Genomic DNA, 13,517 nt, shown 5'->3' on the forward strand with positions numbered 1-13,517 from the left:
TCTCGAAAGGGACATTCCGTTTCTCGAGGAGATTCGAGATGAAGAAGTTCTTATCCGGGTTGATGCCGTCCGCGCTGGCGGCTTCGTTCGCGGTGGCAGCGGGCGTCCCCGCGGGCGCAGCACCGATGGCTGCGCCTTCCGTGCCAGCCGCTTTCCAGGATGTGCAGAAGGTTCAGGATTGGAGATGGCGGCGTTTCGGCGATCACGTCAACTCAGACCACATGCGCTACGCCCAAGGTCAGCGGCCCTGGGTCTACAACAACAACGGATGGCGGGGCCGAGACAATTGGCGCGGTGGGGATCGCTGGCGCGGTAGCGACTGGCGCGGCGGCAACTGGCGCGGCCATGGTGATGGCTATTGGCGCGGCCATCGCGGTTACCGGTACTGGCGCAACGGCTATCGAGAGTACAATGGCTGGTGGTATCCGCTGGCAGCATTCACGGCTGGCGCCGTGATCGGCAACGTGCTGAGCGAGCCGCGCGTCATCTATCGCGAAGGCGGCGATGCTCACGTGCAGTGGTGCTACAACCGCTACCGGTCCTACCGGGCGTACGACAACACGTTCCAGCCCTACAACGGGCCGCGTCGTCAGTGCTACTCGCCATACGGCTGAACGCCTACAAACAGCATGAGCATTGAACCCGCGCCAGCGCGCGGGTTCATCTGTCTGATGGGACGGTCAGGTTTCCGAAAGCGTGCGCCGCACCGCGTTGTGCCATCCCTGCAGTTTCCGGGCGCGGGTCGCTTCCTTCATTGCGGGCATGAAGCGCCGGTCGAGAGCCCATGCCTTGGCAAAGCCGGAGGCGTCCGGCCACACGCCGGCGCGCCAGCCCGCCAGCCATGCCGCGCCGAGTGCAGTGGTTTCCAGAATCGTGGGACGATCAACCGGCGCGTCGAGGATGTCCGCCAGCCGCTGCATGGTCCAGTCCGACGCCACCATGCCGCCGTCGACCCGCAGCACCGTCTCACCATTCCCCGTATGCCAGTCCTTTGTCATCGCGTCGTGCAGATCGCGCATCTGGAAGGCGACCGACTCGAGCGCCGCTTGAGCGAACTCTGCGGGACCGGTGTTCCGGGTCAGGCCGTAAATGGCTCCACGCGCGTCGGCGTCCCAGTGCGGCGCTCCCAATCCGACGAAGGCCGGGACCAGGTAGACGTCCTGTGATTGGTCGGCGAGCGCCGCCATCTCCCCCGAGTGTTCGGCGCGACCGATGATCTTCAGCCCGTCGCGCAGCCACTGCACCGCCGCGCCCGCGATGAAGATCGATCCCTCCAGCGCGTAGGTGGTCTTTCCGTTCAAGCGGTAGGCGATGGTGGTCAGCAACCGGTTCTTAGAGAGGCACATGTCGCTGCCAGTGTTGAGCAGCGCGAAACAGCCGGTACCGAAGGTGGATTTCACCATCCCTGGCTCGAAGCAGGCCTGGCCGATTGTCGCGGCCTGCTGGTCGCCGGCGACGCCAAGGATCGGTATCTCGGCGCCCAGCACCGACTTGTCGCTGACGCCAAAATCGTCGGCACAGTCCTTAACATGCGGCAACAGCGAAGCCGGGATGCGCAGGACCGCCATCAGCTCCGCGTCCCATTCGTTGGTCTCGATGTTGTAGATCAGCGTGCGCGATGCATTGGTGGCGTCGGTTGCATGCATCTTGCCGCCAGTCAGACGCCAGATCAGGAAGGTGTCGATCGTACCCGCCAGAAGCTCGCCTTTCTCGGCGCGAAGGCGCGCGCCCTCCACATTGTCCAGCAACCACGCCAGCTTGGTCCCCGAGAAATAGGGATCGAGCAGCAGGCCGGTCTTGCCGGTGAATTTTGCCTCGAGCCCCTGCTCCTTGAGTTTTGCACAGAGCGGCGCGGTGCGGCGGTCCTGCCAGACAATGGCGTTGTGGATCGGCTTGCCGGTTGCCTTGTCCCAGATCACCACCGTCTCGCGCTGGTTGGTGATGCCGATGGCAGCGATGTCCGCGGCGCCGAGGCCCGCTGTCTCCAGCGCGGTCCTGCAGGTCTCTACGACCGTTGACCAGATCTCTTCCGGGTCATGCTCGACCCAGCCCGAGGCCGGGTAATGCTGTTTGAACTCCTTCTGGCCGACACCGAGGGGCTTCATGTCTTCGCCGAAGACGATGGCGCGCGACGAGGTGGTGCCCTGGTCGATCGCGAGAATGTGGCCGGTCATGGTCGGGTCCCCGCGAGCGAATGCTGCTCAAGGCAAAGTTCGAGTTCCAATTCCGTCTCTCCGCGCAAGAAGGAGGCGGCATTACTGCCGCCTCCCGTTTCCTAAGCCAAGGCCTGGCAGCCTCAAAATGCTCAGCCCCTCACCAATTCGTCATGATCGACGGCGATCGGCCGAAATAGACAGAGGCAGCGCCCGGCGTCGCGGCGCGGTGCGCATTCCCCTGTCGCCCCTTCCATGCACTCCCTGAACAAGCCTATTCGGCTGCCGCCCTGCGCCCGTCGCTGCCGTTCTGATCCAGATAATCCGCCAGTGCGGCGGCCTCCTCCGGCTTCAGCACCAGGCCCCGCTTGGTGCGCCGCCACAAGATGTCGTCGGCCGTGCGGGCCCATTCGTGCTCGACCAGATAGCGGACCTCGGCTTCGTAGAGATCCGCGCCGAAGTGCCGTCCGAGATCGCCGAGCGATCCAGAACGCCCCAGAAGCGTGCGCGCCCGCGTCCCGTAAAGGCGGGTGAGCCGTCGCGCCATGCCGGCGCCGAGAAATGGATAGGAAGACTTCAGCTTCGACACCTCGGCGTCGAAGGCGGTCGCAGGGAAATCGCCGCCGGGCAGCGGCGCAGTCTCAGTCCACGGCTTGCCACGCGCGCCGAGCCTGGCCTCGATCAGTTCCAGCATGGATTCGGCCAGCCGCCGGTAGGTGGTGATCTTGCCGCCGAAGGCATTGATGATCTGGGGCTGCCCGGGCTTGCCTTCCGGCTTCAGCACATAGTCGCGCGTTGCCTCCTGGGCCTTCGAGGCGCCGTCGTCGAAGAGCGGCCGCACGGCGGAATAGGTCCAGACGATGTCCTCACGCCTCACCGGCTCCGCGAAATACTCACTCGCCGCGGCGCACAGATAGTTCGTTTCCGCCTCGGTGATCTCGACCTTTCGCGGGTCGCCGTCAAAATCCCGGTCGGTCGTGCCGATCAGCGTGAAATCTTCCTCGTAGGGGATCGCGAAGATGATGCGCCCGTCAGTATTCTGGAAGAAATAGGCCCGCGGGTCATCGAACTTCCTGCGCACGACGATGTGGCTGCCCTGGACCAGGCGTACATTGTGGACGCCGCTGTTACCAACCGCCTCCGAAAGGACATGATCGACCCAGGGTCCGGCCGCATTGATGAGCAGTAGCGCCTTCACGAGCTGCGCGGAGCCATCGGGCCCCTGGAGCGTGACCAGCCAAAGCGAACCTTCGCGCCGCGCCGAGACCACCTTCGTTCGGGTGCGGATGATCGCCCCTCGGTCGGCCGCATCGCGCGCGTTGAGCACGACGAGACGCGCATCGTTCACCCACCCGTCGGAATACTCGAAAGCCTTTGTGAACAACGCCTTGAGGGGCTTTTTCGCCGCATCGCGGGTCATGTCCAGCGTGCGCGTCGGGGGCAGCAGCTTGCGGCCACCGATGTGGTCGTACAAGAAGAGGCCAAGTCGCAGCATCCACGCCGGACGCGGCCCGCCTTTGAAAAAGGGCAACACGAAACGCATCGGCCAGATGATGTGCGGCGCGTTTCGCCACAGGACCTCGCGCTCCATCAACGCTTCGCGCACCAGCCGGAACTCATAGTGCTCGAGGTAGCGCAGACCGCCATGGATAAGCTTGGTCGAACCGGAGGATGTGCCGCTCGCCAGATCGTTCATCTCGGCCAGCATGACGCTGTAACCGCGCCCAACCGCATCACGCGCGATGCCGCAGCCGTTTATGCCGCCGCCGATGACGAAAACATCATGGACCGTTTCGTTGTCCAAGGGGCTTACTCCGCACTTTCGCAGTGCAGCGCCCTGCCCACCTACTCGAAAACGCAAAGCGATTATTTCGAAGTATAAACGAATGTCAAACGAATTTCGCCCAGCCGCGGCTCTGCCTCAGCGGGCGGTTTCGATGAGTTCGACTTCCGCCTCGGCGCAGATGCTGCGGATGCCTGGCAGATCGCACCGGTCGGTTATGAAGGTATCGACCTGGGACAGATGGGCGATGCGCACGGGCGCCGTACGTTCGAATTTGGTGGAGTCCGAGACCAGGATCACGTGGCGGGCGTTTGCGATGATCGCCTGCGCAACCTTCACCTCACGGAAATCGAAGTCGAGAAGCGCCCCGTCATGGTCGATCGCGGATGCGCCGATGACCGCATAGTCCACCTTGAACTGCTTGATGAAGTCGACCGCCGCCTCACCGACGATGCCTCCGTCGGAACCGCGGACGACACCACCCGCAATCACGACCTCCATCGAAGGATACACCCGCATCCTGTTGGCAACGTTGATATTATTGGTGATGATCATCAACCCCGAATGATCTAGCAGCGCCTTGCTGACGGCCTCCGTGGTGGTGCCGATGTTGATGAACAGGGAGGCGCTGTCGGGGATGAGCCTGGCCGCCGCGGCGCCGATGGCTTCCTTCTCCATTGCAGCAATCTTGCGCCGCGCCTCGTATTCGACGTTCTCGATGCCGGACGGGAACAGCGCGCCGCCATGGATGCGGTTCAAGAGCCGCTGGTCGCACAGATCGTTGAGGTCCTTGCGGATCGTCTGCGGCGTGACGTTGAAATGGGTAGACAGATCGTCGACCAGGACACGCCCGTGATCCTTCGCCATCTGCAGAATTTCAGCGTGGCGTGGCGACAGGAACATTGGCTAGCCCTCTGACTTTCGTTTACGGGAACTATATCAATAAACGAAAGTCATTTCCACTCGGTTGAGCCAGTAACGAAATTCGCCGACTCGAACCAGACTCCCAGGAATTGCAAGGTCCGTCGGCTCAGTTCAGCGAACCGGCAATCTCGGTGATAACGTCATAGGCGAAGTCGACATCCGCCGTGGTGGTTTCGAATTGCCCGACCTGAAAGCGAATCGCGACGCGCCCGTCGACACGCGTCTGCGTGACATAGATGCGGCCGTCGGCGTTGATCTTCTCGACCAGCGAGAGATTGTGCATGTCGAGGTCGCGATCATCGCCGGCAATGTGCCGGAACGAATAGAGGGAAAGCATGGGCTCAGAGACGATCTCGAAGCCGCGCGTGGCGCGGATGCGCTCGCAGTGCCGGCGCGCCCACGAGACATGATCGCGGATCATTTTGCGCAGGCCTTCGAGCCCGTGCGCCCTAAGCAGGAACCACAGTTTCAGTGCTCGGAAGCGGCGACCGAGCGGCACTGACCATTCGGAGAAGTTGATGATGCCGTCCTTGCCGTGCGTCTTCAGGTACTCCGGCTTGATCGCAAGTGTTTTCACGAGGCTTTCGGGATCGCGCAGGAACTGGATCGAGCAGTCGAACTGCGCGCCGAGCCATTTGTGCGGGTTGAAGACGATGGAGTCGGCGCGTTCCGCGCCGTGCCAATAGTGCCTGAACTCCGGGCAGATCATCGCTGAGCCCGCCCACGCCGCGTCAACGTGAAGATAGAGACCGTTTCGCGCGGCGACATCAGCGACCGGGTTCACATCGTCTGTTCCCCCGACGCTGGTGCCGCCAATGCAGGCGATGATCCCGGCCGGGATCATGCCTGCGGCCCGATCGGCGGCTACGGCTGCTTCAAGCCTCGCGGCGTCCATCCCCCGCAACGGGCCACTCGTCGGGATCCGCACGAGGTTGTCTTCGCCTATTCCCGAAATCCAGATCGCGCGGTCGATCGAAGTGTGGACGTGTTCGGAGCAATAGACCCGCAAACGCGGCTGGCCGGCGAGGCCTGCACTGTTGCCTTTCCAGTCCAGCGCCCGTTCCCGCATGGTCAGCACCGCGGCCAGGGTCGCCGTCGAGGCCGAATCCTGGATGACGCCGGCAAAGCCGTCGGGCAGACCGAGCGCCTGCCGCATCCAGTCGACCACCCTCACCTCCAGTTCAGTGGCGGCGGGCGACGTTTGCCACAGCATGCACTGCGCGGCCATCGCGCTTACCAGGTATTCCGCGACGACGGAGACCGGGGCCGCGTTTGCCGGAAAATAGGCGAAGAAGCGAGGATGTTGCCAATGGGTCATGCCGGGCAGGATCTTCGCTTCGAAATCAGCGAAGATCGCTTCCATCGATTCCGCGCCTTCAGGGGGAGCATCCGGGATGAGCGCCGCAATGGAGCCGGGCTGGACTTGCGCACGCACAGGTCGGTCACGGACCCCGTCCCGATAGTCCACTCCCCAATCGGCCGCGCGGCGCGACCATTCCCTAAATGTGTCGCGGTCCATGCTTGTGTCCCCCTGCTTCGCTTGATTACTTCTCCGGATAATCAGGAAGCGCCGTGAAGGCGTTCCGCAACGCGTTCGACCAGGCGTCGGAAACTGTGCGGTAATACGGATCGTCCTGTGTGATCCGTCGCTTGAGGCCGACACGGAAGGTGTCGCGTTCGTAGAACATCATGTCGAGCGGCAGGCCGACGGACAGGTTCGACCGCACCGTCGAATCGAACGAAACCATCAGCAGCTTCGCCACCTCGGCAAAGTTCATGTGCCGGTCGTAGGCGCGAACGATGATGGGCTTGCCGTACTTGGTCTCGCCGATCTGGAAGAACGGGGTATCCTCGCTCGCCTCGATGAAATTGCCCTCCGGGTAGATCAGGAAGAGGCGTGGCTCGCCGCCGCGAATCTGGCCGCCGAGGATGAACGAGGCGTTGAAGTAGGACTCGGCCTTCTCCCCTTCCGGCGCCGACGACGAGATCACCTCCTTGATCGTGCTGCCGACGAGCCTGGCCGTCTGGTAGAGCGACGGCGTTTGCAGGAGCGACGGTACCCGGTCGGACGGCGCCTTGGATCGCTCATTGAGCAGACTGACCACGGATTGCGTCGTGGCGAGATTGCCCGATGTCAGCAACACGATGACGCGCTCGCCGGGCTCCTCCCAGACGTGCATCTTGCGAAACGTGGAAATGTTGTCGATTCCGGCATTCGTGCGGGTGTCGGACATGAACGCAAGGCCCTGATCAGTCTGCAGGGCGACGCAGTAGGTCATATTATGCTCAAGATCGGCGGCAACGCCGATTCCCGTTTGGCTTGTCCGTGATTACTGCTCCACGGTAATCCTCACTGCAAGGCGCTCGTCGCCTTGTCCAAGTCGAACGCCCGACAGGGGCATGGCGTCGCGATAGTCACGCCCGGTCGCGATCCTCACATAGCGCGCGTCGGGCGAGATGCCGTTGGCGACATCGAAGCCCACCCACCCGAGTTGACGAACATGCGCCTCGGCCCACGCATGGGTGGCGACCTGGTGCGTGGCGGAATCCATCATCAGGTAGCCGCTGACGTAGCGCGCTGCGAAGCCGAGATGGCGGGCTGCGGCGATGAAGACATGCGCGTGGTCCTGGCAGACGCCTGCTCCCGTCGCCACTGCATCCTCCGCGGTCGTCAGCGTGTCCGTCGCGCCGGTCTGGTAGGCCACGCGCTTACGGATGAGCGTCATCAACTCGTGCAGGCGCGCCAGTTCGTCACCCTGTGGCGCCGCTTCCGCGATCGACCGCACACCCTCGCCGATCGTGGTCAGGGCGGTGTCCGATTGGAAGAGCCACAACGGCGCGAAGCCGCGATGGGGTCCGGCCACCCCTGCCCGGTCCTCCGTTTCCACCTCGCCAGAGACCTCCACCGCAATCACATGCGGTTCGCCGCTGACGCTGAGCAGGCGGGTGTCGTTGCCGAAATGGTCCACGAAGCGGAGTTCCTCGCGAGCGCCATCGATCGCCATCGACCAGGACAGGACCGTCTGGCCCTCTCCCGTCAGCGGTACGAGACGGATGCGCTGCAAGGCGTAGGCTACCGGCGCATCGTACTGGTACTCGGTCCGGTGCGAGATTCTCAGCCGCATGGCCGGCCTTCAGTGGAATTGGTAGTCGAGCGCGATCTGGTCGCCCAACTGATTGTTGTCGCGGATGAAGTCCGAGAGGAACTCGTGCAGGCCCGCATCGATGATCTCCTTGATCGAGCCAACCCGCAACTTGGCGAAGATGCGGTCGAGCGCATCATGGCTAGGATGCCGCATGCCGTACGCCGCCGCCAGGGAATTCAGATGTTCCGAGATCATGCGGTAGCAGAACGCGAGCGAGCGGGGCATACGCCCGTTGAGGATGAGGAAGTCGGCGATGTTGGTCGGCCTGTATTCCGCCTCATAGACCCAGCGATAGGAACGGTGCGCCGAAACCGAGCGCAGGATGGACTCCCACTGGTAGTTGTCGAGTGAGGAGCCAACCCAGGAGATCGACGGCAACAGGACGTAGTATTTGACGTCGAGGATGCGCGCGGTGTTGTCGGCGCGTTCGATATAGGTGCCGATCTGGTAGAAATCGAAGATCTCGTTGCGCAGCATGGTGCTGTAGAACGAGCCGCGGATGAGGGCCGCCTCGCGCTTCACGGCGTCGAGGACGGCCGGCAATTCGCGGCCATCGATCGGCCCCTCAAGCATGCGCTCCAACGACATCCAGGCTTCATTGATCGCCTCCCACGTTTCGCGGGTCAGCGCCGTACGCACCATGCGTGCGTTGTTGCGCGCCGTTTCGACTGCCGCGAGCACGCTGGACGGGTTGTTGCCGTCGCGCAGGAGAAATCCCGCGACCGTCTCCTCGGTGTAGTTCGTGCCGTGCATCGTCTGGAACGCTACCTGGGCGCCGGCGCTGGTCACCACGGAAGACCACTCCTCCGCGGTGTTCTCGGACCGCGTCAGCGCCATGCGCAGCCCTGCGTCGACCAGACGCGCCATGTTCTCCGAGCGCTCGATGTAGCGGCTCATCCAGTAGAGGCCATTAGCGGTGCGGCCGAGCATCAGGGGCGCCCGCTGGCGAGTGAGTAGTGAATAGTGAGTAGTGAGTAGTGGACGACAGAGTTCATGATTTCTCCTGCAATCGGCGGATCGACGAACGCAGCATCTTTCCGATTTCCTTTGTCCGTTTCATCAGCTGCTTCACATCGGACTCGCCCAAGAGATTGACGCGATCTACTCTCTACTCTCCATCTAATCATCCAGCACCCACGTATCCTTCGTCCCGCCGCCCTGGGAGGAGTTGACGACCAGCGACCCCTCCTTGAGCGCTACGCGCGTCAGGCCGCCGGGCACGATCTGGATACGGTCGGAGACAAGTACGAAGGGGCGCAGGTCGACGTGGCGCGGCGCTAGCCCTTTTTCGGTGAGGATAGGACAGGTCGAAAGCGAAAGCGTCGGCTGCGCGATGTAGTTCGAGGGCTTCGCGGCGAGCTTCTTCGAAAAATCCTCGCGTTCCTTCTTCGAGGCGGCGGGTCCGACAAGCATGCCGTAGCCGCCAGAGCCGTGCACCTCCTTCACGACCAGTTCGGCAAGGTGCTCCTGGACGTATTTGAGACTGTCCGGCTCGGAGCAGCGCCATGTCGGGATGTTGCCCAGGATGGCCTTGCGGCCAGTGTAGAACTCGATGATCTCGGGCATGTAGGAATAGATCGCCTTGTCGTCGGCGATGCCCGTGCCGGGCGCATTTGCGATGGTGATGTTGCCGGCGCGGTAGACATCCATGATTCCCGGCACGCCGAGCGCGGAGTCGGACCGGAAGGTCAGCGGATCGAGGAAGGCGTCGTCGACCCGGCGATAGAGCACGTCTATCTGCCTATAGCCCTCGGTGGTGCGCATGGCGATGTGGCCGTCGATCACCCGCAGGTCCTGGCCTTCGACGAGTTCGACTCCCATCTGGTCGGCCAGGAAGGCGTGCTCGAAATAGGCGGAGTTGTAGCTGCCGGGCGTCAGGATCGCGAGCGTGGGCGGACCTTTCAGATTGGCCGGGCAGACCGCGGCCAGGGACTGGCGCAGCAGTTGCGGATAGTTCTCCACCGGACGGACCCGCACGCGCTGGAAGAGCTCCGGGAAGAGCTGGAGCATCGTCTCCCGATTCTCCAGCATGTAGGAGACGCCGGAAGGCGTGCGGGCGTTGTCCTCCAGGACGTAGAACTCGCTTTCGCTGATGCGCACGATGTCGACGCCGATGATGTGGGTATAGACGCCGCCGGGCGCGCGTACGCCGATCATCTCGGGCAAAAACGCCTCGTTTCCGGCGATGAGGTCGTGGGGCACGCGGCCCGCCTTCAGGATCTCCTGCCGATGGTAGATGTCGTCGAGAAACGCGTTCAGCGCTTGAACCCGCTGCTCGATGCCCTGCGTCAGGCGACGCCATTCCGAGCCGGACAGGATGCGTGGAACGATGTCGAAGGGGATCAGCCGCTCGGCGGCCTCTTCCTCCCCGTAGACGTTGAAGGTAATGCCGGTCCGCCGGAACACGCGTTCCGCGTCGCACATCTTGTCGGCCAGCCGCTTGGGATCCTGCCCGCTCAGCCAGCCCTCATAGGCTGCGTAAGGCTGGCGAATTCCCGCGCCGTCCGGGAGCATTTCGTTGAATGCGGCCACGCATGTCTCCCCTGCATGGCCTATTCAACGGCGCGCGGGAGCAAATGCAAGCGGATTCAATGCGCTGGGGTGTCGGGGAAAGCGCGGGCTCATCAACGTGCCCGCTTCGTCGTCAGCCTGCCTTCGGAGCGGGCAGCGACTGGCCGCGATGTGGGCAGCTCAGAAGGCGCGATAGGTGACGATCGTGTGGGTGTCCTTGATATGGGGAATCACCTGAACGCGCTGGTTGACGAAGTGGCCGATATCGATCTCGTCCTCCTCGACATAGAATTTCGCCAGCAGGTCAAAACTGCCGGCGGTCGAGTAGATCTCCGAAGCGATCTCGGCATCGGCGAGCGCGCTGGCGACCTCGTAGGACTTTCCAAGCTCGCATTTGATCTGGACGAAGAACGCTCTCATGGCCGCACCGTCGATTTGTCTTGCCGGTTTCTGGCAGACCACGCCCGCGGTTTCAAGGCGAGTGCGTCGCTTGCCCTGTCGCTGCGCCGAAATTTCGCGGCTTGGCGAAACCGGACGCGCCAAAACGGCGTATGATCGCCATAATCGGTTATCGCCGCCCCAACGGACAAGGGCATAGGATCATGCTTCGCGCCGTCATCATCTTGTTGGTCCTCTTCGCGCCACTGTTCGCCCGAGCGGGCGAAGTCGAAGTGCAGGCCGCCCAGACCACCATAGACAGCCAGATCCGCGCATTTTTGGCCGATGATGCGGATAGAGCCTACAGTTTTGCGGCGCCGAACGTGCAGCGTCTTTTCCCCACGGTCGAAACCTTCATGGGAATGGTCACGGGCGGTTACCAGCCGGTATATCATCCGCGCGACTGGTCCTTCGGCAAGGTCAAGGAGATGGACGCAGTCTCCATCATCCAGCAGGTATTCACCGTGGGCCCGGATGGGAAGGATTATGAAGCGGTCTACACACTGGAATTGCAGGCTGACGGGGTCTGGCGCATCACCGGCGTCAGTTTGCGCGCCGCGAACAGCGTGAGCATGTAGTGCGTCAGGCGGGCCGACGCGCCTCGAAGCTGATGGTGTCGTCCGTCCGTTGCGGAGCGCGACCGTACTGGTAGTTGCCGGAGGCAACGACGTCCACGAATCCCGCCGCGCCGAGAGCCATGGAGAATTCGGCCACACCCCACCAGCGCAGGCTGAACAGCTCGCGCTCCGTCTCAACCAGCCTGCCCTCGCGCCAGCGTTCGTAGCGGTGCTGGGAGACGGTGGTCTGGGCGACGAAATCCGTCTCGATCCGCTGATCGGTCAGCGTCAGCACATCAGCCTCCTCCGTGGTCCAGCTGCGAACGGCGCTGCCGGGGTCAAGGAAGCCTCCTATCGGATCGAGGTCCACCATCAGCCGCCCATTCGGGGCGAGATGGTGGTGAAACCGCCGGAGAACCGACATGGCCACGGAGAACTCGGTAATGAGCTGGAACGAACCAAGCGGAATGACGATCGCCTCGAAGCGGCGATCGTAGGAAAAGGTCTCGAACCTCTGACAGGTGAGGCTTTCGTCGAAGGCGCGCACCTTCTCGTGGCTGCGGCAATGGGCCAGCATCTCTTCTGAGGGGTCGAAGCCCTCGACGGCGAGACCGGCCTCCAGCATCGGAACCAGGAAGCGCCCATTGCCTACCGCCGGCTCGAGCACAGGTCCCTGGCAGCTGGCGAGGCGCGCCCGATAATACTCGACGTCCCCGAAGGAGCAGCCCACAGGCTTGTCCAGATTGTAGACCCAGGACGCCAAAGTCCCGTAGCGATTGTTCATGCGCCCCGCGCCCTCTTGCGTCTCGCTACCATCATGGCGGCAACCTCGAGTTCACCGCGCCTGATAGACGGGAAGGTCGCCCCTCACCCAGCCTTCGGAGATTTCCGCGGCGCGATCGGTGAAGCGGCCCGCCTCGATGGCGTCGCGCAGGTCCTGCATCAGCCTCTGGTAGTAGGCGAGGTTGTTCCAGGTGAGCAGCATGGCGCCCAGCGCCTCCTGCGATTTCACCAGGTGATGCAGGTAGGCCCGGGAATAGTCGCGGGCGGCGGGGCAATTGCTCTCCTCGTCGAGGGGGCGCGGGTCGTCGGCGTGGCGCGCGTTGCGCAAATTGATCTTGCCGCGCCGGGTGTAAGCAAGGCCGTGCCGCCCTGCCCTGGTGGGCATCACGCAGTCGAACATGTCGATGCCACGCGCCACCGATTTCACGATATCGTCCGGCGTGCCGACGCCCATCAGGTAGCGCGGCTTCTCCGTCGGCAGCTCAGGACAGGTGACGTCGAGCATGTCCAGCATCACCTGCTGCGGCTCGCCCACCGCGAGGCCGCCGACTGCATAACCCTTGAGATTCATCGACTTCAGGGCCTGCGCCGACCTCACGCGCAACGGCGTGCTGTCGCCGCCCTGCACGATGCCGAACATAGCCTTGCCCGGCTGGTCGCCGAACGCGACCTTGCAGCGCTCCGCCCAGCGCAGCGAAAGCTCCATCGCGCGCTCGATCTCGTCCGGCTTCGCCGGCAGCGCGGTGCATTCGTCGAGCTGCATCTGGATGTCGGAGTCGAGCAGACCCTGGATCTCGATCGAGCGCTCCGGCGTCATCTCATACGGCGCCCCGTCGATGTGGGAGCGAAAAGTGACGCCTTTCTCGGTCAATTTGCGCAATTTCGACAGCGACATGACCTGAAAACCGCCGGAATCCGTGAGAATCGGATGGGGCCAGCGGGCGAATTCGTGCAGTCCGCCGAGTCGGGCGACTCGTTCAGCGCCCGGACGCAGCATCAGGTGATAGGTGTTGCCGAGGATCACGTCGGAGCCCAGCGCCCGCACCTGATCGAGATACATCGCCTTGACCGTACCGCCAGTGCCGACCGGCATGAAGGCGGGGGTGCGGATCGTGCCGCGCCGCATGGTGATTTCGCCGCGCCGCGCCTTTCCGTCGGTGGCGATCAGGCGGAAGGAGAACTCGTTACTCATCACGGATCTGCTTGTGCGAATGGGCGTAGG

General features: G+C 63.2%; 13 protein-coding genes. 2 read left to right on the forward strand and 11 right to left on the reverse strand.

The window, feature by feature from the left end; all coding sequences use genetic code 11:
- Nucleotides 1-38 precede the first annotated feature (38 nt).
- On the forward strand, nucleotides 39-614 hold the full coding sequence (locus PD284_RS15665) for a BA14K family protein (RefSeq protein ID WP_274629104.1): 576 nt from the start codon (nucleotides 39-41) through the stop codon (nucleotides 612-614).
- Between the two features lie 66 nt (nucleotides 615-680).
- Here the strand turns inward: PD284_RS15665 and glpK are convergent, their stop codons facing one another.
- The 9 genes from glpK to PD284_RS15710 all read right to left on the reverse strand — a co-directional run bounded on the left by glpK (nucleotide 681) and on the right by PD284_RS15710 (nucleotide 10,937).
- Nucleotides 681-2,174: a glycerol kinase GlpK gene (gene glpK / locus PD284_RS15670; protein ID WP_274629105.1), complete on the reverse strand. Its 1,494-nt coding sequence runs from the start codon at nucleotides 2,172-2,174 to the stop codon at nucleotides 681-683.
- A gap of 253 nt (nucleotides 2,175-2,427) precedes the next feature.
- Nucleotides 2,428-3,957 carry a glycerol-3-phosphate dehydrogenase gene (gene glpD, locus PD284_RS15675; protein WP_274629106.1) on the reverse strand — a complete coding sequence of 510 codons (1,530 nt, stop codon included), beginning with the start codon at nucleotides 3,955-3,957 and terminating at the stop codon, nucleotides 2,428-2,430.
- A gap of 117 nt (nucleotides 3,958-4,074) precedes the next feature.
- On the reverse strand, nucleotides 4,075-4,839 hold the full coding sequence (locus tag PD284_RS15680; protein WP_274629107.1) for a DeoR/GlpR family DNA-binding transcription regulator: 765 nt from the start codon (nucleotides 4,837-4,839) through the stop codon (nucleotides 4,075-4,077).
- A 127-nt stretch (nucleotides 4,840-4,966) separates the two neighbouring features.
- Nucleotides 4,967-6,379, reverse strand: coding sequence for a pyridoxal phosphate-dependent decarboxylase family protein (locus PD284_RS15685; RefSeq protein WP_274629108.1), 1,413 nt, complete (start codon nucleotides 6,377-6,379; stop codon nucleotides 4,967-4,969).
- Between the two features lie 25 nt (nucleotides 6,380-6,404).
- Entirely contained in the window at nucleotides 6,405-7,139 is a 735-nt protein-coding gene (locus PD284_RS15690) for a proteasome-type protease (protein ID WP_274629109.1), read from the reverse strand.
- Between the two features lie 51 nt (nucleotides 7,140-7,190).
- A complete protein-coding gene (locus PD284_RS15695; protein WP_274629110.1) occupies nucleotides 7,191-7,985 on the reverse strand; it encodes a transglutaminase family protein in 795 nt (264 codons plus the stop codon).
- Nucleotides 7,986-7,994: 9 nt separating this feature from the next.
- Entirely contained in the window at nucleotides 7,995-8,939 is a 945-nt protein-coding gene (locus tag PD284_RS15700; RefSeq protein ID WP_274630657.1) for an alpha-E domain-containing protein, read from the reverse strand.
- Between the two features lie 186 nt (nucleotides 8,940-9,125).
- Nucleotides 9,126-10,538 (reverse strand): circularly permuted type 2 ATP-grasp protein, encoded by a 1,413-nt coding sequence (locus PD284_RS15705; protein ID WP_274629111.1) that lies wholly within the window; start codon nucleotides 10,536-10,538, stop codon nucleotides 9,126-9,128.
- A 159-nt stretch (nucleotides 10,539-10,697) separates the two neighbouring features.
- A complete protein-coding gene (locus tag PD284_RS15710) occupies nucleotides 10,698-10,937 on the reverse strand; it encodes an Lrp/AsnC ligand binding domain-containing protein (RefSeq protein WP_274629112.1) in 240 nt (79 codons plus the stop codon).
- Between the two features lie 131 nt (nucleotides 10,938-11,068).
- Here PD284_RS15710 and PD284_RS15715 point away from each other — a divergent pair, with 131 nt between their 5' ends.
- Nucleotides 11,069-11,533, forward strand: coding sequence for a DUF4864 domain-containing protein (locus tag PD284_RS15715; protein ID WP_338036660.1), 465 nt, complete (start codon nucleotides 11,069-11,071; stop codon nucleotides 11,531-11,533).
- A 4-nt stretch (nucleotides 11,534-11,537) separates the two neighbouring features.
- Here the strand turns inward: PD284_RS15715 and PD284_RS15720 are convergent, their stop codons facing one another.
- The gene (locus tag PD284_RS15720) at nucleotides 11,538-12,296 is read right to left on the reverse strand and encodes a class I SAM-dependent methyltransferase (RefSeq protein ID WP_274629113.1); all 759 of its coding nucleotides are present in this window, start codon (nucleotides 12,294-12,296) and stop codon (nucleotides 11,538-11,540) included.
- A gap of 51 nt (nucleotides 12,297-12,347) precedes the next feature.
- On the reverse strand, nucleotides 12,348-13,487 hold the full coding sequence (gene tgt, locus PD284_RS15725; protein WP_274629114.1) for a tRNA guanosine(34) transglycosylase Tgt: 1,140 nt from the start codon (nucleotides 13,485-13,487) through the stop codon (nucleotides 12,348-12,350).
- Nucleotides 13,488-13,517: the final 30 nt, after the last annotated feature.

Origin of the sequence: Mesorhizobium shangrilense (assembly GCF_028826155.1) — a bacterium.
Lineage (GTDB): Bacteria > Pseudomonadota > Alphaproteobacteria > Rhizobiales > Rhizobiaceae > Arvimicrobium > Arvimicrobium flavum.